We start from the raw sequence: 17,833 nt of genomic DNA, 5'->3' as shown, positions 1-17,833 counted from the left end.
CGATTTTCCAACTTAAACAGCATGTGTCCTGGGTGAATGGCCCAGACTCCCATTTCGGGATGACACAAAAACTCAAATACAAGATTATAGTAGCACAAGATATAGTGGGTGTCAAATGCGAATATAAACTAGATATAGATTTGTCAAGGTGGATATTAGGAGGAATAAGAAATATCTGAAAGTAACAAGAGTATTGCCTTTTCAACGGGAATATCTTTCAGAAGTTATGGAAGCATATAGCAAAAGAATATATTCAGACGGTGTGGGGAGTCGGATACAAATTCGTGGATGTCCCAGGGGAGTAATCTCCTGGGATTTTTCCGTAGAAAATGGAAAACTATGAAAAGTTTAAAATCCGTATGAAAAATCGGGGAACTCCACCAAAACTCCATCTTTGTATGATACACTGTTGTCCAAATAGCGGAGGTGCTGTTATGGCAAAGACAATTTTGATTATAGAAGATGAAGCATCCATCCAGAACATTGTCCGGGCGTTCCTGGAGGATGCAGGATATACAGTATATGCCGCCGGTGATGGTTTGGAAGGGATTGAGATATTCCGAAGATGCAATCCGGACCTGGTGCTGCTGGATCTGATGCTGCCGAAGATTGACGGGTTTGCAGTCTGCGAGATCCTGCGGAAAGAAAGCCGGACGCCGATCATCATGCTGACGGCACGGGACGATGACGCCAGCCAGATGAAGGGCTTTGATGTCCTGGCAGATGACTATATTATCAAGCCCTTTTCCATGCCTCTTGTCCTGCGCCGGATTGAGGCGGTGCTGCGGCGGACGGAACAGGGAAACGAGGAGGAACCATCTGTGATCCGGTATAAAGAGATTACACTGGATGCGGAAAATTATGAGGTGCTGGTAGGAACGGATGAGGTATCCCTTACCAGCCGGGAGTTTGAAATCCTGAAGCTCCTTTTGGAAAATCCGGGAAAAGTGTTTTCCAGGGAGAGCCTTCTGGACAGCGTGTGGGGATATGAGTATTACGGGGATCAGAAGATCGTGAATACGCATATCAAAAATATCCGTAAGAAACTGGGCGTGGATTATATCGAGACTATCAGAGGAGTGGGATATAAAATTGAAAAAGAAAATCAGTGAAAGTATCCAGGCGAAGACCTTTCTGAGTATGCTGGCATTGCTGCTGGCCTGCTGTGTCATCATTTATGCTGTGGTAATGGTCTTCCTGCCGAAAAATTACCAGACGGAACTGGAAAGCCAGGCAACTTCCGACTTCTACAGGCTGATGGAGACTCTGGAACGGAGTGGCTGGGAAGCAGGCTCGGAGGAGATCCTGGCATTTTCCATGAAAAATAATGCTACGGTGCGGATCACCGACACGGATGGAAGCGATGTGTTCTCTGTAAATTATGCAGATCCGGAAAATTGGGAAGAGACAGACAGAACCATGACCTGTTCTGCTACCTTTCAGGAAGGATGGCAGACGTACCAGGTTTCTGCTGATATTTCCCTTGTTGCGGTATCCCAGTCCTATGAAATCCTTTTAAAACTCATCCCGCTGATTGCGGTGGTGATCCTGCTGATTTCTGTTCTTGCGGCGCTGGTCTGCTCCAGATATTTCTCCAGGCCACTGATCCATATCTGCAGTGTGGCAAAGCGGATGACCAGCCTGGATATGACCTGGAAGTGCGAGGTAAAGCAAAGGGATGAGATCGGTGTTCTTGCGGACAGCTTAAATGAGATGTCGGAGCGCCTGAACAATGCACTTGTCAGCCTTCAGGACGCAAACGAGCAGCTGCAGAAAGATATTGAACGGGAGCGTGAACAGGAAAAACAGAGGATTGACTTCTTTACCGCTGTTTCCCATGAACTGAAGACGCCCATAGCCATTATCAAGGGGGAACTGGAGGGAATGATCTACCAGGTTGGGGAATACAAAGACCGGGATACTTACCTGCGGCACTGTATGAAAACCGTCAATGACATGGAGCGGATCGTTAAAGACATCCTATCCGCAGCCAGGATGGGCGGCAGCGATTTCAAGTTGGAACGCACGGACCTGGATATCAGCCGGATGCTGCAGAAAGCCTGTCGCAAAGTCATGGGACGGATAGAGGATAAGGAAATGGAGCTGCGCCAGGATATCCAGCTGGATTTTCATTATGAGGGAGACGCACGGCTTATGGAAAAGGTGTTCGCCAATGTGCTGGATAATGCGGTTGCCTATTCGCCCCGTGGAGCCGTAGTCACTGTGACCTTGCAGGATGGCGTTCTGTCTGTGGAGAATAGCGGGATACACATTGAACAGGAGGATTTAGAGCAGCTCTTTACACCATTCTACCGGGTGGACAAATCCCGGAACCGGAACAGCGGGGGAAGCGGTCTGGGGCTGTATATCACAAAAACGATCCTGGACCACCACGGGATTTCCTATAGTATGGAGAACACGGAAAATGGCGTGCGGTTTACAGCGCTTTTCAGATTGTTATAGTATGACCGGTCATGATATAATCAAGAAAATCAGTAGCTGAAGTGTGCAGCAAATAAAAGAAACTCTTGATTATTCTGAAAATTGTTAAGGGATTTTATATGCAAAAAAATAAGATTGGCATAGAAACTGTCGTTAAAATCATAAAGAAACTATATTGGTTAGGCTTGATTGGTATTGCCGGAAGTGTTTTTGATATTCCAATTCTGGAATTATTCTATTTATTTTTTCTGCTTGCCATAATAGATTTTATTTTGTCATTGATTATTGTTTTACGAACAGAAAGTACAGATGAAACGATAAATGAATTAAAATTTTTATTACAGAACTTAGGTATGCTGATTGGAATACCGTTCATTTATATACGAAATATGTTTCGATTACCTAATGTAGATACTTATATGCCGGAGGTTCATTATAGTCTTCCCTTTTTAGAATGTTGGACTGTCGCTAATGGCGGGAATAATAAAGAAACCTCACATTCATGGAGTATTTGCAATCAGAGGTATGCTTATGACTTCTATATCCAAAAGAATGGTTCAACCTTTTCAGGCAATGGGAAAAATGTGACAGATTATTTTTGTTACGGGAAAACTGTCTTAGCAGCTGCGGATGGCATTGTCATAGAAATAAAAAATCTTTTTGAAGATACACCAATTCCTGAGAAAGAGGAGGTTGACTGCCATGCTTCTGATGTGCGGGGGAATTATATAATCATTCAACATTCAGAGCATGAATACAGCACCATAGCTCATATAAAAAAGGACAGCTTTTGTGTGAAAGTAGGAGATAAAGTTTATCGAGGACAGCAGATAGCTCGTTGCGGTAATAGCGGAAATACAAGTGAACCACATATACATTTCCAAGTACAGCAAGGGAAAAGTTTTCTTTTATCAGCCAGTCTACCGATATGGTTTGAGAAAATTAGAAATCACAGCATATCTCATAATAGTCCTCATATTAGCAGAGGAGATATTGTGGAAAATCAAAATAAATAGAATGTCAGTTTTTCAGTTGTTATGATAGTTTGGTTACAACAAACCGACGGTTTACATCTGGATGTGTTGGGTGCTTTAATGGGTTTACAAATCAGATAAAAACCTTATGGTAAGCGCAGTTGACAAATTGCCAACAGTTATTGCTTGCCCTTATACAGCTTCTCAATATATAATTTGGACACCGAACACAAGGAGGATTTTTGAAGAAATGAAATTCAATGAAAAACTTTTATCTATCAGAAAGGAGAAGGGGCTGTCTCAAGAACAGTTAGGTATGGAACTCCAAGTTTCGAGGCAGACCATTTCCAAATGGGAAGTAGGTCAATCTTATCCGGATTTCCAACGGCTCGTCATGCTAAGTGACTATTTCGATATGACATTAGATGAATTAGTGAAAGATATAGATGTTCAGGATGTCAGAGAGAAAAGTTTTACCGATGAGAAAGTGAACTCTATTTATTTAGATGTAGAGAACGGCAAAGCAAAAGTTAAGAAATTAGTAAAAATATTATGTTATATCATTCTCCTTATAGGAGTCTTTGTTGTTGCAGGCTTCATTCTGCATTTGCTATTTCCTGATATAGAATGGCTTTGGCAAAGAATGTAGGTATGATTCTGGAACAGGTAATTTATAAGTTGGCAAGCGAGAAAATCTGAGATTGGAGAAGGTACAACTCTTATCCAGTCAGTATTATCCTATACATAATAGTCTGGAGGTCTTCCTTTGCGAAAACCTCCAGTTTTTTCTTTTAGAAACAACTCCACCAAAAGAACATCTCAACTCCACCTGAACTCCACCTTCCTTATGTATCCTTAGAATGTTCACTTACACATGGACAACAGAACAACATAAGAAATGAGGTGAAAGAAAAATGAATTTGTGTAAACGGGCTTTTCTCTATTCCATACGGAAGAAAGGAAAGACTTTTACGCTGCTTGCGTTCCTTCTGGTCATGGCAACGCTGATGCTGACCTGCTTTTCCATCCAGTCTGCCACAGAAACGGCTAATGCCAACATCAAAAAGGCTCTTCTGGGATACTTCACAATCAATGGAAAACAGCTGGAGGGCGGGATCACAGAGGAGGTACGGGAGCAGATCCTGGGGATTGACGGACTGAGCAGCAGGTACACGCTTCGGTCTTACTCCTACGCTGAATATTGTGATGCACAGGGGAATCCTCTTGAAATCAACACGGAAGAGGCTGCCCAGATACCGGAAGGCTATGAACACGCTGGAAAGATTGTGGCAAATTCAAACTCCCAGGATGACAGTTACTTTACAGAAGGCGGGTTTGAACTGACACAGGGCGAACCGATCACCACGGAGGGCGGAAATCAGGTGCTGATCCATGAGAAATTTGCACAGAGAAACGGGCTGAGTGTAGGGGATACGATGCTGCTGAAGGATGTGGAGGGGAAGAATCGTACCATTCCGGTAACGGTGGCCGGGATCTTTACCAATACCAAAGAACAGGACTCTATCGGCATTGCACCGTCCTATGATCTCTACGACAATATTGTATTTACAGACCTGTCCACAGCCGCCAGCCTGCTCTATGGAACAGAAGACGGAGCAAGTGTACAGTATGGGGATTTTTATGTGGATAATCCGGATGAGCTTGAGCGCATCATGGATGAGGTAAAGGAAATTCCAGGCGTAGCATGGGAGGATTGTACGCTCACACGCTATGACAATGACTACCAGAACGCAAAGGAGTCCCTGGAAGGCCTGCAGAATATCGTGTTTATCGCCATTGCGGTGGTATCTGTGATCTGCTTCCTGGTGCTGGCACTGTTCCTGACGCTGCGCCTCCGGGGACGCATCCATGAAACCGGTATCTATCTGGCGATGGGAATCTCAAAAGGCTCGGTTTTGTTGCAGTATCTGCTGGAGGTGGTTCTTGTGGCGGCCATCGCCCTTGTAATCTCCTTTGGCACCAGCACCGTCATTTCCCACCAGATCGGGAGCAGCCTGCTCTCTCAGGTAACAAGCGAAACCTATGAAACGGTGGATCTGACAGGGGAACATGAAGCTGCGGAAGAACCCGCTGAGGATTTGAACCTTGCCGAGATTGAGGTGGCTGTTTCAGGAGAAGATTATGCTATGGTGTGGGCTTTTGGCATGGCGCTTTGTGTGGCCTCTACTGCACTGGCGGCCTATCCCATTATGAAGATGAAACCCAAGAGTATCTTGTCGCAGATGAGTTAAGGAGGTGCAGGTAATATGAATTTAGGACTACGGGCAATTTTATATACCGTGCGGAAATGGAAAAAGACCTTGCTGGTGTTCTTCCTGCTTCTGGCCATTACTACTCTGGTGCTGTCCGGGCTGGCGATTGCCGACGCCCAGAAGGAACAGGCCGAGAAGGTTCGAGGAACCACCGGAGCCAGCTTTACCGTGGAACGTAATTTATCTACGGGTGGTTGGTCAAATGGTAGCGGCGGTTCATATAGCACTCAGGAATTTATATCTGAGGATGTGATTAAGGAAATTGCGTCTGTGGATGGAATCGCTGGCTATGATGCTTCTCTTATTGTACATGAAGATTTCTTTAATGAAGATGGCGAGGCATTGAAAACAGAAAGATACGGTTTTTATTCTTATGGTTCTTATAATTCCGAGTACAACGCTATGTTCTTATCGGGAAGATTTGAACTGGTAGAGGGTTCTCATATAACCGAAGATATGAAAAACGGACTTATCATCAGCCGGGACCTTGCTGATTGGAATGGGTTAGAAATTGGAGATACCTTGACAGGGATTTATTATCCTGAAAGCAACACTCCGGCTGTGGATATGGAAATTGTGGGTATTTTTGATATTGTCGCTGACAAAGACGATGCGGTGAATCTGTATGATAATGCCTCCTATTTCGACTATTCAAACTACACCTTTTGCAGTATGGAAGCAGCGGAAGGGTTGCTTGAGGGTTGGGGCGACGAAAACGAAGGTATTTCCGAAGCCTATTTCTATGTCTCTGACGCTGCTCAGTTAGATAGCGTGATTGAAGAAGTGCAAAAGATTTCCTCTATCAACTGGAACAACTTTAACATCACTACCAATGATGAGGTATATCAGAATATTTCCAGCGCCCTCTCTGATACCGAAACCCTGATTACCACCCTCATTGTTGTTATTACCGCTGTGAGCATGGTGCTTATTACCCTGATTCTCTCCATGTCCATTCGCAGTCGGAAACGGGAAACAGGCATTTTGCTGGCGGTGGGTATCGCCAAGCCTGCGGTCATTCTCCAATATGTGCTGGAAACTCTGTTAATCGCAGTGGTGGCCTTCCCGCTGGCCTACCTGTCCAGCAAGCAGGTGGCTGGCATCCTGGGAATATTGTTTGGCAAGACAGAGGAGAATGTCATCGTCACGCCGCAGCATTTTATATTGGTAGCTATTGCAAGTGGCATTTTGCTTGTGGCGGCGGTGCTGGTATCCAGTATTTCAGCCATGCGGTTAAAGCCCAGGCAGATTTTGACACAGATGGAGTAAAGGAGGGAGAAACGATATGAATTTAGGACTACGGGCCATTTTATATACCGTGCGGAAGTGGAAAAAAACGCTGCTGGTATTCTGCCTACTTTTAGCAATCAGCACACTGGTATTATCCGGTCTGGCGATTGCAGACGCCCAGGAAGAGCAGACAGAGGAAGTCAGGGGAACCACCGGTGCCAGCTTCACCGTGGAGAGAAATTTATCTACGGGTGGTTGGGCCAGTGAGAATGGCGGCTCTTACAGCACACAGGAGTTTATCTCCGAAGAGATGATTCAGGAAATTGCATCGGTGGAAGGCGTTGCCGGCTATGATGCCTCCACCGGCTGTTTGCCGCAGTTGAGCAATGCGGCGGGGGAAAGCCTGAGCTTGGAGAGCTTCAGCTTTTATGCGTATGGTTCTTTCAATTCCCAATACAACAGCTTGTTTGTATCAGGGCAGCTTGCATTGGTAGAAGGCTCCCATATCACCGAGGATATGACCAATGGCATCCTTTTAAGCCGGGAATGTGTGGAGAAAAACGGCCTGCAGCTTGGCGATACCGTAATTGGAAAGATTTGGGATCCCAACTACGATAATCCAGAGATAGAGATGGAACTGGTAGGGGTTTTTGATATCGTGGCGGACAAAGAGGACGAGGCCAATATGTATGATGACTCCTCCCTGTGGGATTTTACCGAATATGCTTTTTGCAGCAATGACGCTACCACCGCCATGGCGGTGGAGTATTCCGACGGTGGAGGGATCGAGGATGCGTTCTTCTATGTGAATGATGCAGCACAACTGAACAATATTATTGAAGAAGTGCAGAGTATTTCCTCTATCAACTGGAACAACTATACCATCACTGCCAACGACGAGGTATATCAGAATATTTCCAGCGCCCTTTCTGACACGGAAACTTTGATCACTACACTGATCGTTGCTATTACTGTAGTGAGTATGGTGCTGATTATCCTCATCCTGTCAATGTCCACCCGCAGCCGAAAGAGAGAAACCGGCATCCTGTTGGCAGTGGGGATTGCCAAACCTGCGGTGATTCTCCAATATGTGCTGGAAACGCTGCTGATTGCGGTGGTGGCCTTTCCGCTGGCTTACCTCTCCAGCAAGCAGGTGGCAGGCGTCCTGGGAATGCTATTTGGCAAGGCATCAGAAAGTGTAATCGTTCTGCCAGAGCATTTTTTGTTGGTTGCTGTCGGGGGCGGTATTCTGCTGATTACAGCAGTTCTGATATCCAGCATCTCGGCCATGCGTTTGAAGCCGAGACAGATCTTATCCCAGATGGAATAAAGGAGACGAGAGATGAACCACAAAACGAATTTAGGAATACGGGCGGTTTTACATACCGTCCGAAAATGGAAAAAGACGTTGCTGCTTTTCTGCCTGCTTCTCTTTATTACGACTCTGGTGTTGTCGGGGCTGGCGATTGCAGACGCACAGGAGGAGCAGTCGGAAGAACTGCGGGGCGTGACAGGTGCCAGTTTTACCGTCAATGCCAACAATGGCTATACCTTACAGCCTGTCACAGATGAGGTGATTGAGGAGATTGCTGCGATTGACGGTGTGGAAGCCTATAACACTTCTCATTGGACAATCGTAAATCTCTATAATCAAGATACTTTGATGAAAGGGACAGATGAACGGGAATATGTAGCAGACCTCTTTTATGGAACAGGCTGCTTTGATTCGGAGTATTCTCCACTGTTTCTTAGTGGAGCCTTGCGTTTAACAGAAGGCCGCCATGTAACGGAGGGTAATAGTGGAATTATTTTGTACGAAGGCTTGGCTGAGAAATATGGACTGTCTATTGGTGATACCCTGGAAGTGAAAAATGGAAATCCGGATGATCCGCTGGTTGAGTGCCAGATTGCGGGCTTGTTTGAGGTCATTGCGGATGATAATGACGAACAGGCAACGATGGCAAGGCCCTCGACCTTTTATGATTATGAGGAATATGTCTTTGTAGATATGGATACCATGTCCGCTATCTCTGCGCCCTATACGGCAAGCGAAGGGAATGGGATTACTTCCGTAGATTTCTTCGTTTCTGACGCGGCGAAGCTGGAGAGCATTGTTCAGGAAGTCCAGAACAACACCTCCATCGACTGGAACAACTACTACATCACGGTGAACAACGAAGTATATGAGCGTATTTCCAGCTCTCTCTCGGATACCACCACTTTAGTTACAACACTGATTGTAATGATTACCGTGGTAAGCATGGTACTGATCATCCTGATCCTTTCCATGTCTATCCGAAGCCGCAAACGGGAAATCGGGATCCTGCTGGCAGTAGGGATTGAAAAGTACGCTGTCCTCTTGCAGCAAATACTGGAGATTTGCCTGGTTGCTGTAGCAGCATTTCCACTGGCATATCTGGCAAGCCGGGAAATGGCGGGGACTCTAGGCACACTGTTTGGAAAGGCGGCTGAGAACGTCATTGTTACGCCCCAGCATTTTGTTCTGGTTGGAGTTGCCGGAGCGGGCTTGCTTATCATAGCGGTACTGGTGTCGTGTATCCCGGTCATGCGGATGAAACCGAAGGCCATTTTGTCACAGATGGAGTAAAGAAATAGAAAAGAAACGAGGTAAACAGTATGAGCATCATGGAAGTAAAAAACGTAGGGTATACCTATGACAACCGAAGAAAAGTATTGCGTGGTATAAATGTCCAGATGGAGCAGGGAAAGCTCTATGCAATCCTTGGCCCGTCCGGCTGTGGGAAGACTACGCTTTTGTCCCTGATCGGCGGCCTGGATAGCCCGACCAGCGGGCAGATCTTATTCGAGGACCAGGATATTGCGAAGACAGGGCTTTCCGACCACCGGAAGAATCATGTGTCTTTCATTTTCCAGGCATACAACCTGATCGACTATCTGAATCCAAAGGAAAATGTAGCCCTCACCTCCAAGCTGCCGCCGCTTCCCATCCTGGAGCGGCTGGGGCTGACAAAAGAAGAGGCAAAGCGCAACGTATTGAAACTCTCCGGCGGACAGCAGCAGCGTGTGGCTATCGCACGGGCTCTGGCCAGTGAGGCGCCGGTCATTCTTGCCGATGAGCCTACCGGAAATCTGGATGAGGATACGGCACGGGATATTACGGAGATCCTCAAAGAAAGCGCCCACAAGATGAATAAGTGTGTGGTCGTAGTTACACACTCGAATGAGCTGGCGAAGCAGGCAGATGTGATATGCAGGCTGAAACGGGGAGAACTCCAGGTTCTGGACCGGATATCGGACACACTGAAGGCACGGAATGGAAGGAGGGGAAGGTAATGAGACGGATTTCATCCCCTGGATCCATCCATAAGGGAAAAATGCTTTCTGCAGTGTTTTACATCCTTGCACTGATCCTGCTAGTTACAGCGGTAACGGCATTGGCCGCCTGCCACAAGAATATTTCCCTGCAGTTGGAGCAGGGTGTTCCCGTAGCCGGAAATGAACTGGCAATCGTGAATCTTTATTTATCCAGTTGTGTGCAGTATTTTGCGCTTTCAGCAATCCTGATCTTTTGCGGATATGTGCTTCCGAGAGTTGCTGCGCAAAAGCTGGATTTACAGCCGGAAGCATCGTCTCCCATGCTTAACGGGCCAATAGAGGCTGTGTCTGAAGAAGCAGATGGCTCCAGGCAGGAAACGGAAGATACTGATTTTGAGGAATGGGGATTTAAAGAAAGGGAGCCGGAATGATCCATGCAGGCAGGAGGAGGGGATAAACAATGAAGACTGAGAAAGATGACAGGAAAGTAGAGAAAAGTTATCTGATCGAAAACTGGCTTACATTAAATAAGACGCCTTTTTCCCAGTGGAAAACAGAGACGCAGCATAAGAATCTCCTGTTGATGTGCCTGGAGATCTTTGAGGAAATGGAAACGGAGCTTCGCAAAGAAAAGATTCCCGTAAAAATGGATTTTCGGGAAATCGCAGAGGATAAAGAGATTTTGTGTACCTGCCAGGTACAGGCAGCCGTCTGTGCGCTTTTCTATGTATTGGTATGCGAGATACATCCGGTACAGGTCCTTTTCTCAGGAAAAGACCAAACACTGTTCTTCACAGCAACAGGCGGTACAGGAGAAACGGAAAGAAAGGCAGACAGTGAAAGGCTGGGAACAAGCAGATGGCTGGCGCTTCAGTATCTGGAATCTGTGGGATATGACGTGAAGATTTCCAGAAGCGGGAAAAAGGAGCTGATATCCGTAACATTTCAGACGGCGGGGAAGGCGGTACGAAACAGGTATGATTGAGCTGGTACTTCGCACGACAGAAAGTTCCGGTCTGGTGAAGGAACAGATCCTGGCAAGACTGGATGGAGGTCAGGCATTGCCGGAGGCAGATTCGGTTCTTGAGTATTCCGGACTCTGTATTGACTCACTCCGCCACCAGGCATCTTATCAGGGGCAAGGAATTTCTCTGACAGAGAATTACGAATTTCACACCCTGGCGTACCTTGCCAGTCATCCAGGGAGAGTCTTCACGAAAGAGCAGATCTACCAGGCAGTCTGGAAGGAAGAGCCGGTGGATGTAAGCAGTGCAGTGTTCTGTATCATCGGGAATATCCGCCAGAAGCTGCGGAAGGTTACAAAGAAAGAATATATCCAGACGGTGTGGGGAGTTGGATATAAATTTGTGGATGTCCCAGGGGAGTGAGCCCCTGGGATTCATTTGAAGTAATTATAAAAACGGTAAAAATAGAAAAAATTGCCGAATTGCTAAACGCTCCAGGTGTTTTGCCATTATGCTATAGTTTCTCTTTTCATTGAATGAAAGATTTGATATACTTACTTAGATTGACTGTTTGGTTCGCCTTCCCGGAAGACTGCTTTTATTACAAGAATAATTATTTTGGAGCAATAGGGAGAGCAGAACAGCGTATATACTCATTTTGTGTAAAGAGAGGTTTAATACCATGAGCTTAGCATTTCGTCTTGGCACTGTTGCTTTTACCTACGCTATGATGGCGCTGGCACTGTATATCCTGACAGCCGGTATTCTGGGGCGCAGGATCCACTGGAAGTCGCTGGGCATTTTCTTCGTCTGCGCAGAGGTACTCCAATGGATGGCGCTGCTTCTATATGGCGTTTACAACCTGGGGCTCGGACAGGAAGATATTCCAAGTGCGGTTTTTGATGCCGTCTGCTATGTACTTACAGCTTTAATTTTGGGTAAGTTAATGACCAGAGTTCATCGTATTCCGCTGTTGTATACCTTTACGGCTGCCATTCTGTGTACCTTTGTCGTAAACACTGCCAATAATACCATGCTGTATGTAGTGGAGGAATACTCGCCGCTGTTTGACCGGCAGCATTTTTTGGTTTTCGTGCGTCTGGTTGTGCCATATACGCTGACTGTTGGAATCGCCCTTCTTGTGGCAGCTATTTTGAAACGGTCCGAGTTCTACCGGTATTTTGCTGCCATGTTCCGTAGCCGGGTCAGGGGGATCCTGACTCTGGTGGTCTGTCTTGCGCTTATGCTCATAATGCCTTTGCAGCAGATTTTGTTCCCGGACCTGACCCCGGATGCCAGTTATGCAACTTTTTTCTTTGCATTGATTATAGTGGGAGTGTTCCTGCTTCAGTTCGTTGCCATGTATGCTGCCGGACAGGATCGTATCAAAGCACAGGAGGAAACGATCCTGCAGCAGCAGGCTCATATGGCGTTGCTGGAAGAACTTCAACAGGAGATCCGGGCTTTCCGCCATGATTTTACTAACTTGTTTTCCGGTCTTACTCTCCAGGCGCAAGAGGGAGATCTGGCGGGCATCCAGGATTTTATGAAGCGAACCAGCAGTTATTTTGATGAAAAGCTGGGTAACGAGATTGCGCAGATGGATGGACTCAACAACATTCAACTTTACCCCTTAAGGAGTCTTCTGGCTACCAAACTGGCAAAGATGCGGCAGATGCGGATTAAGGGTGTACTGGAGGCTATGAAACCAATAGACAGTCGGCTGGGGATGGATACCGACGACCTGCTTCGAGCCTTGGGGATCCTGCTTGACAATGCAATAGAGGCTGTTCCAAAGGAAGAAGGCCAGGTACGGGTGGTTCTGCTCCAGGAGGAGAAGGAACTGTATCTTGCAGTGGCAAATAATTATGAAAAAGCGCCGGATCTTTCTGCCCTGGCGAAGAAGGGGTATACCACTAAAGGTTCTGGACATGGAACAGGACTGACCAGTTATCGGCGCATTGTAGCCCGTTGTCGGGGATGCGCTACCCGTACCTATCTGAAGGATGGAATGTTTATTCAAGAGCTGCATATTCCAGCTATCTGATCATTCAGGAGGTGATTTACATGATCCCAGTTTATATCTGCGACGATGAGCTGCCCATCCGCAAGAACCTGGAGCAGATTGTCAGTAATCAGATTTTGATCCTGGACAGCGACATGGGGCCGGTGCAGACGATGGATGACCCGGAAAAGCTGTTGGAGATGCAAAAGCAGGATTCCGTTCCGGCTATTTATTTTCTGGACATTGACTTTCCCGGTAGAATGAGCGGATTGGAGCTGGCACAAAAGCTGCGGCAGTACGATCCCAGAGGATTCATTGTGTTCATTACCGCCCACAATGATCTTGCCTTTGAGACTTTCCGTTTGCGGCTGGAGGCTCTGGATTACATTGTAAAAGGTGACCGTACCGCTATGACAGGCCGGGTACAGAAGTGTCTTGAGAGTATCCGGGAACGGATGGAGGCCCAGCGCCCCGGGCAGGGCAGCTATTGTACGGTAAAGATTCTGGATACCGTACGGCACATTCCAACGGACAGTATTCTCTATTTGGAGGCGGTGGGGATACGGCATACGCTGCAGATGCATCTGGACGATGAATTACTGGAGTTCAACAGCAGTCTGGAGCACCTGGCCAAACAATTAGGAGATGGGTTCTGGCGGTGCCATCGGAGTTTCCTGGTCAACCGCTCCCGTATCCGGGCAGTAAACTTAAAGGAACAGACAGTGGAAATGGACAATGGGGATAGCTGCCTGCTCTCCCGCAAGGCAAAAAGTGAATATCGTCGGTCAGATTAACTAAGCTCCGGGCTTTGCCGCAAGGCAAGACCCGGAGTTTTGCACTTGGCGAAACGTATCGGACCATTGGCGAAAGAAACGGTCGTAGCTTCTGGTTGTCTGCTATACTTAGACCATCGAAAGCAAACAAAAAACATTTTAAAAGTTGAAAGGAGATATCTACTATGCCTGCTGAAAAATATGTTACCGAATTTGTAAAGGAAGCCGGATTCACCCCCATCCCTGACCGTGCGATTATCGTTACTTACGCTCCCACTAATATGAGTGAGCGGATTGCCAAATTCTTTTCTAATGAGTTTTTTGCCCTGCAAATGTGCCAGGACTCTTTGGTATTGCTTCCCTTTGGACGGATGTCCCTCATGCTGAAAAAAGATGTGGCACTGGAAATCCCCTACCATACGATCCGCAAAGTAGAGGTAAAGGAAGATATGCTCAACTGGCGTATCGAGCTGGACACAGATGAAGGAATGATTGTCCTGTCTGCCCAGCAGAAAGAACTGAGCGAGTGGCGCCACTCCGGTACGCTGTCTGTAGGTATGAGCGGGCTCGGTTCCGGTATCACGGGTTCCGGTGCGCTGAAAGTCGCCAACTGGCACCGCTCCAATCTGGACGCTACCCTGGAAGCTCTGAAGGCTCTGCCCGTGCGGAGGGAGGAAATTGCGTGAGTCTGGAATTTCTCACTGCCCAAGGCTGGCAGGCGAAGCGGCATACCCTTACTACATTCCAGACCTACCTGTGGGGTACTTTATTTGCCCTTCCATTCATACTTCTGGCTGGAGGAATGTATCGGATGTTCCTGTTTGACCGGGCGGTTCTGTTGGATCACACTGGCCTGATCCTGCTGGCTGTTATTATAGTCAGTGTACCGTTACACGAAGCCCTCCATGGTTTTGGATGGAAACTGGCAGGACGGCTGCAAAAAGGTGATGTGACGTTTTTTGTTCATAATGGCATTCCTATGTGTGCCTGCCGGACGGTCCTTCCAACCAAAGCCTATCTTACAGGTACGCTTCTTCCATTCTTTATCCTGGGTGGCGGCAGCTTTATATTCCTGCTTTTCTGCCCCGGCACAATATCGGTACTGACAGCACTTGTAAACCTGATGTTGCCAGGCGCAGATCTTGCCATTTCCTGGTTTGTACTGCGCAGCGAAGCTGAGCTGATCGCAGACAACCCGGATGGAGCTGGATTTATCGGGCTTGTAAAGAACCAAGAATAATTTCATGAAAAAGGTAATTTCATAGACAAGTACCCCGGTCTGTTTCATTGAATGAGAAGATCGGGGTACTGATTTTAAAGTTGTTTTTTCCAATTCCGTCGGCTATACAAAATCCGTCGAACTTCCATAATGTTTCCAATCACCACATAGAAAACGGTGAAGTTCCGCACCTGGATGCGATAATATGGATATTGACGTTCTCGTGCCGAGTGAAAAGGCTCGAAGGATTCTGCACAGGGAAGCCTTTCTAAAATGGCTGTTTCCACATCGTCCACCAGTCGTTCTGCCGCAGCGGGATTTCTCAGCCGATAGGTAATGTAGTCTACGATTTCATTGAGGTCATCTTCAAATAGAGGGAGAAACCGCAGGTCATAATGCTTTTCGTTCACGGATGCGCCTCCTCACCCGACCAAAAACCTCGTCGGCAGAATAGCGTGTGTCAGAGAGGTCAGCGGCGCGGTCCGCTTCATCCAACGCCAGCTCCACATCATTCGTCAGTTCTTCGTATTGCTCCAGACTGAGCAGAACCATAGAACCGTAACCGTTTTTGGTAAGAAAAACCGGTTCACCTTTGGACAGGACATCCTCTTCAACTTCAGAAAAGCGATTGCGCAGATCTGAAACAGGACGAATATTGAGCATAGTATCGCCTCCTTTATGGCGTTATTTTATCATAATTTTATCACAAAAGCAAGAAACTTATTCGTTGACTGCGATTCTTTTATCTTAAAGTGTAGCAGGAAGAATACTTATTTGGTATATTTGAGGTATCAATAGATTAACATTTGTAGTAATAATGGAAATGTTAATTTGTGTTGCTTGTGGCAACGGTGCTTTTGATATTTAATAGTTGTATCAAAACAAAGGAGGCACAGGTTATGCTGAATGAAAATATTAAAAATCTCCGAAAGGCAAAAGGATTATCGCAAGAAGAACTTGCCGTAAAACTGAATGTAGTAAGGCAGACGGTATCGAAATGGGAAAAAGGTCTATCGGTTCCTGACTCAAATATGCTCATTTCGTTAGCAGACGAACTGGATACTTCAGTAAGTATACTGTTAGGAGAAACCGTACAGGAGCCATGTGTGAATGAGTTGGATCTCAAAAGTATTTCTGAAAAACTGGAAAAAATTAACCTCCAATTTGCTAAAAGAAGTAAGATGAGGATTCAGACAATCCGCTATCTGCTTTTTGCGTTGTGTGCGGTTATCATAGTCGTATTTGTTGCTTTTGCAGCTATGCAGAGCGAATATTTGAACTGGGATTACAATGATCCGGAGCTTGCAGTTGCAGGGACCATCCTGCATGGCGTTGAATTTTTGTTTGTAAGACTGGCGCCATTCGCTCTTATTGGCTCTATCATTGGGATTATCTTCACCTATAAAAACAGATAACTTTCATCGCTAAAAAGTGTCCTGTACACCTGATTGATTCCAGTTGTACAGGACATTTTTTATTCTTCTGCAGATACTTCCGTCAGTTCTTCGTAACCGATCAGCGCCGGAGTATGTAGCAGATCCCCAGCTTTTTCTTCCAAACGGTTTTCTTTTTTAAAATAGAGCCGGTAGCTGTGGCCAGCCAGAAGCCGGGTGTGTTTTTCCAGGCTGAAACGGTATTCTTTTCCGTCCGAGGTACGGAACAGCACCTGCTGATTCCGAGTGAGGGGCGATTTTTCCCGCTTAACGCAGATGCCCTCCAGAACCCGATAGTTCTCTGCTTTTACAGCCTGGTATAAAAGGAGGAAGCGTATGATGCAGCACACGCCAAGAAGCAGGCTCATGACCAGCAGGATGGTATCCTTCTGAGACAGGGCATAAACGCATCCAAAAAGGACACAGAAAAGGCCGACTGCACAGATGGCAGCCAGCCGGGTAAATAATGGTTTCGGCATAGGGTTCTCCTTTCGGATCAAATCTTCTGGAACAGGATCTTCTGGTTCAGGTACAGGTTGCTGACCGCCTGCAGGATGGGATACTGGGCGTGAGTGATCTGCACGGTATCCGTAAGCGTGCTGCAGGTGTCTTCCGGCGAGGTGTAGAGCTTCTCCATGATATCCTCTTCTTTCCGGATCAGGATACCGCGCTCCATACTGAGCAGCAGCTCTGCTGTGGACAGGGGCGCTTTTCCGGCAAGAGCCAGGACTTCCCGCTCCGTGGGCGTACACTTTGTCTTACGCAGGAGCCGGGGGATATCTTTCAGACGTACCTGCCCTTTGGTGTAGAGCAGGAACACGCTGGCAAGCCGGGGGAGAAAACGGTCCTCAACGGGCGTGATGGTCAGCGTTCCCAGAAGCCGGTACAGGGCATCCACGGCGCTTACTCCCATCCCTTTTACCAGAAGCCCCCGCAGGAGCAGACGGTTCAGGTAATGGGACAGCGGCAGGGAGATGGACTGACCGGAGTCTGCACAGTTTTTTTCAAACAGACGCTCCAGTTCCGGATAGGTCAGGATCTGGAAGGCCAGGCAGCTCCACACCAGAAACTCCTCTTTGGACATCCCGTATTCCTTCTGGTTGTTGATCACATGGGGGACCGGTTTCCCGTTCACATTTACAAACTGAAGACTGCCGACAGCGGTATAGAGCGTAAGCATAAAAGTTCCTCCTTTATCGTTCAGGATAACAGAGCGCACAGC

The 17,833-nt window shown here is 46.9% G+C and carries 21 protein-coding genes; 17 read left to right on the top strand and 4 right to left on the bottom strand.

Annotated elements, in window-relative coordinates:
- Positions 1 to 434 precede the first annotated feature (434 nt).
- The 16 genes from B5E53_RS17420 (at position 435) to B5E53_RS17345 (ending at position 15,199) form a co-directional block, all read left to right on the top strand.
- The gene (locus B5E53_RS17420; RefSeq protein WP_087317330.1) at positions 435 to 1,112 is read left to right on the top strand and encodes a response regulator transcription factor; all 678 of its coding nucleotides are present in this window, start codon (positions 435 to 437) and stop codon (positions 1,110 to 1,112) included.
- A complete protein-coding gene (locus B5E53_RS17415) occupies positions 1,093 to 2,463 on the top strand; it encodes a HAMP domain-containing sensor histidine kinase (RefSeq protein ID WP_204245548.1) in 1,371 nt (456 codons plus the stop codon). The genes B5E53_RS17420 and B5E53_RS17415 overlap by 20 nt, the downstream gene beginning before the upstream one ends.
- A gap of 65 nt (positions 2,464 to 2,528) precedes the next feature.
- Complete coding sequence (locus B5E53_RS17410; RefSeq protein WP_242963814.1) at positions 2,529 to 3,458, top strand: M23 family metallopeptidase; 930 nt, start codon at positions 2,529 to 2,531, stop codon at positions 3,456 to 3,458.
- 208 nt (positions 3,459 to 3,666) lie between these two features.
- Entirely contained in the window at positions 3,667 to 4,065 is a 399-nt protein-coding gene (locus tag B5E53_RS17405; protein ID WP_087317328.1) for a helix-turn-helix domain-containing protein, read from the top strand.
- Positions 4,066 to 4,330: 265 nt separating this feature from the next.
- Positions 4,331 to 5,668 carry an FtsX-like permease family protein gene (locus B5E53_RS17400; protein WP_087317326.1) on the top strand — a complete coding sequence of 446 codons (1,338 nt, stop codon included), beginning with the start codon at positions 4,331 to 4,333 and terminating at the stop codon, positions 5,666 to 5,668.
- 15 nt (positions 5,669 to 5,683) lie between these two features.
- Positions 5,684 to 6,958, top strand: a complete 1,275-nt coding sequence (locus B5E53_RS17395; protein WP_087317324.1) for an FtsX-like permease family protein — start codon at positions 5,684 to 5,686, stop codon at positions 6,956 to 6,958.
- Between the two features lie 16 nt (positions 6,959 to 6,974).
- Entirely contained in the window at positions 6,975 to 8,249 is a 1,275-nt protein-coding gene (locus B5E53_RS17390) for an ABC transporter permease (RefSeq protein WP_087317322.1), read from the top strand.
- A 12-nt stretch (positions 8,250 to 8,261) separates the two neighbouring features.
- Positions 8,262 to 9,527 (top strand): FtsX-like permease family protein, encoded by a 1,266-nt coding sequence (locus tag B5E53_RS17385; protein WP_087317320.1) that lies wholly within the window; start codon positions 8,262 to 8,264, stop codon positions 9,525 to 9,527.
- 29 nt (positions 9,528 to 9,556) lie between these two features.
- Positions 9,557 to 10,234: an ABC transporter ATP-binding protein gene (locus B5E53_RS17380; RefSeq protein WP_087317318.1), complete on the top strand. Its 678-nt coding sequence runs from the start codon at positions 9,557 to 9,559 to the stop codon at positions 10,232 to 10,234.
- Positions 10,234 to 10,647, top strand: coding sequence for a hypothetical protein (locus B5E53_RS17375; protein WP_087317316.1), 414 nt, complete (start codon positions 10,234 to 10,236; stop codon positions 10,645 to 10,647). The genes B5E53_RS17380 and B5E53_RS17375 overlap by 1 nt, the downstream gene beginning before the upstream one ends.
- A 29-nt stretch (positions 10,648 to 10,676) precedes the next feature.
- On the top strand, positions 10,677 to 11,201 hold the full coding sequence (locus tag B5E53_RS17370; RefSeq protein WP_087317314.1) for a hypothetical protein: 525 nt from the start codon (positions 10,677 to 10,679) through the stop codon (positions 11,199 to 11,201).
- A complete protein-coding gene (locus B5E53_RS17365; RefSeq protein ID WP_087317312.1) occupies positions 11,194 to 11,604 on the top strand; it encodes a response regulator transcription factor in 411 nt (136 codons plus the stop codon). Before B5E53_RS17370 ends, B5E53_RS17365 begins: the two co-directional genes overlap by 8 nt.
- Positions 11,605 to 11,863: 259 nt before the next feature.
- Positions 11,864 to 13,228 carry a GHKL domain-containing protein gene (locus tag B5E53_RS17360; protein WP_087317310.1) on the top strand — a complete coding sequence of 455 codons (1,365 nt, stop codon included), beginning with the start codon at positions 11,864 to 11,866 and terminating at the stop codon, positions 13,226 to 13,228.
- A gap of 20 nt (positions 13,229 to 13,248) precedes the next feature.
- Complete coding sequence (locus B5E53_RS17355) at positions 13,249 to 13,980, top strand: LytTR family DNA-binding domain-containing protein (protein WP_087317308.1); 732 nt, start codon at positions 13,249 to 13,251, stop codon at positions 13,978 to 13,980.
- Positions 13,981 to 14,144: 164 nt separating this feature from the next.
- Entirely contained in the window at positions 14,145 to 14,645 is a 501-nt protein-coding gene (locus B5E53_RS17350) for a hypothetical protein (RefSeq protein WP_087317307.1), read from the top strand.
- Positions 14,642 to 15,199 carry a DUF3267 domain-containing protein gene (locus B5E53_RS17345; protein WP_087317305.1) on the top strand — a complete coding sequence of 186 codons (558 nt, stop codon included), beginning with the start codon at positions 14,642 to 14,644 and terminating at the stop codon, positions 15,197 to 15,199. Before B5E53_RS17350 ends, B5E53_RS17345 begins: the two co-directional genes overlap by 4 nt.
- A 74-nt stretch (positions 15,200 to 15,273) precedes the next feature.
- On the opposite strand, the gene B5E53_RS17340 is transcribed toward B5E53_RS17345, so the two are convergent.
- Together B5E53_RS17340 and B5E53_RS17335 are read right to left on the bottom strand one after the other, a co-directional pair.
- Positions 15,274 to 15,588 (bottom strand): type II toxin-antitoxin system RelE/ParE family toxin, encoded by a 315-nt coding sequence (locus tag B5E53_RS17340; protein WP_087317303.1) that lies wholly within the window; start codon positions 15,586 to 15,588, stop codon positions 15,274 to 15,276.
- Positions 15,569 to 15,841, bottom strand: coding sequence for a type II toxin-antitoxin system Phd/YefM family antitoxin (locus tag B5E53_RS17335; protein ID WP_015573205.1), 273 nt, complete (start codon positions 15,839 to 15,841; stop codon positions 15,569 to 15,571). The genes B5E53_RS17340 and B5E53_RS17335 overlap by 20 nt, the downstream gene beginning before the upstream one ends.
- Positions 15,842 to 16,077: 236 nt before the next feature.
- Between B5E53_RS17335 and B5E53_RS17330 the strand changes: the two genes are divergently transcribed.
- Positions 16,078 to 16,593, top strand: coding sequence for a helix-turn-helix transcriptional regulator (locus tag B5E53_RS17330; RefSeq protein WP_087317301.1), 516 nt, complete (start codon positions 16,078 to 16,080; stop codon positions 16,591 to 16,593).
- Positions 16,594 to 16,652: 59 nt separating this feature from the next.
- On the opposite strand, the gene B5E53_RS17325 is transcribed toward B5E53_RS17330, so the two are convergent.
- Entirely contained in the window at positions 16,653 to 17,090 is a 438-nt protein-coding gene (locus B5E53_RS17325) for a hypothetical protein (RefSeq protein ID WP_087317300.1), read from the bottom strand.
- 17 nt (positions 17,091 to 17,107) lie between these two features.
- Positions 17,108 to 17,833, bottom strand: a 726-nt coding sequence (locus B5E53_RS17320) for a hypothetical protein (protein WP_242963813.1), incomplete at its 5' end; no start/stop codon positions are given.

The sequence above is a fragment of the Eubacterium sp. An11 genome, assembly GCF_002161065.1.
Classification (GTDB): domain Bacteria; phylum Bacillota; class Clostridia; order Lachnospirales; family Lachnospiraceae; genus Anaerobutyricum; species Anaerobutyricum faecale.
The sequence above is the reverse complement of the archived record's forward strand: the minus strand, read 5'-3'. Positions and strand labels throughout refer to the sequence as shown.

What these genes read in the sequence shown, in the direction of transcription:
- B5E53_RS17420 (WP_087317330.1), top strand. Translation starts at nt 435, where the DNA reads ATGGCAAAGACAATTTTGATTATAGAAGATGAAGCATCCATCCAGAAC.
- B5E53_RS17405 (WP_087317328.1), top strand. Translation starts at nt 3,667, where the DNA reads ATGAAATTCAATGAAAAACTTTTATCTATCAGAAAGGAGAAGGGGCTG.
- B5E53_RS17400 (WP_087317326.1), top strand. Translation starts at nt 4,331, where the DNA reads ATGAATTTGTGTAAACGGGCTTTTCTCTATTCCATACGGAAGAAAGGA.
- B5E53_RS17395 (WP_087317324.1), top strand. Translation starts at nt 5,684, where the DNA reads ATGAATTTAGGACTACGGGCAATTTTATATACCGTGCGGAAATGGAAA.
- B5E53_RS17390 (WP_087317322.1), top strand. Translation starts at nt 6,975, where the DNA reads ATGAATTTAGGACTACGGGCCATTTTATATACCGTGCGGAAGTGGAAA.
- B5E53_RS17385 (WP_087317320.1), top strand. Translation starts at nt 8,262, where the DNA reads ATGAACCACAAAACGAATTTAGGAATACGGGCGGTTTTACATACCGTC.
- B5E53_RS17380 (WP_087317318.1), top strand. Translation starts at nt 9,557, where the DNA reads ATGAGCATCATGGAAGTAAAAAACGTAGGGTATACCTATGACAACCGA.
- B5E53_RS17375 (WP_087317316.1), top strand. Translation starts at nt 10,234, where the DNA reads ATGAGACGGATTTCATCCCCTGGATCCATCCATAAGGGAAAAATGCTT.
- B5E53_RS17370 (WP_087317314.1), top strand. Translation starts at nt 10,677, where the DNA reads ATGAAGACTGAGAAAGATGACAGGAAAGTAGAGAAAAGTTATCTGATC.
- B5E53_RS17365 (WP_087317312.1), top strand. Translation starts at nt 11,194, where the DNA reads ATGATTGAGCTGGTACTTCGCACGACAGAAAGTTCCGGTCTGGTGAAG.
- B5E53_RS17360 (WP_087317310.1), top strand. Translation starts at nt 11,864, where the DNA reads ATGAGCTTAGCATTTCGTCTTGGCACTGTTGCTTTTACCTACGCTATG.
- B5E53_RS17355 (WP_087317308.1), top strand. Translation starts at nt 13,249, where the DNA reads ATGATCCCAGTTTATATCTGCGACGATGAGCTGCCCATCCGCAAGAAC.
- B5E53_RS17350 (WP_087317307.1), top strand. Translation starts at nt 14,145, where the DNA reads ATGCCTGCTGAAAAATATGTTACCGAATTTGTAAAGGAAGCCGGATTC.
- B5E53_RS17335 (WP_015573205.1), bottom strand. Translation starts at nt 15,841, where the DNA reads ATGCTCAATATTCGTCCTGTTTCAGATCTGCGCAATCGCTTTTCTGAA.
- B5E53_RS17330 (WP_087317301.1), top strand. Translation starts at nt 16,078, where the DNA reads ATGCTGAATGAAAATATTAAAAATCTCCGAAAGGCAAAAGGATTATCG.
- B5E53_RS17325 (WP_087317300.1), bottom strand. Translation starts at nt 17,090, where the DNA reads ATGCCGAAACCATTATTTACCCGGCTGGCTGCCATCTGTGCAGTCGGC.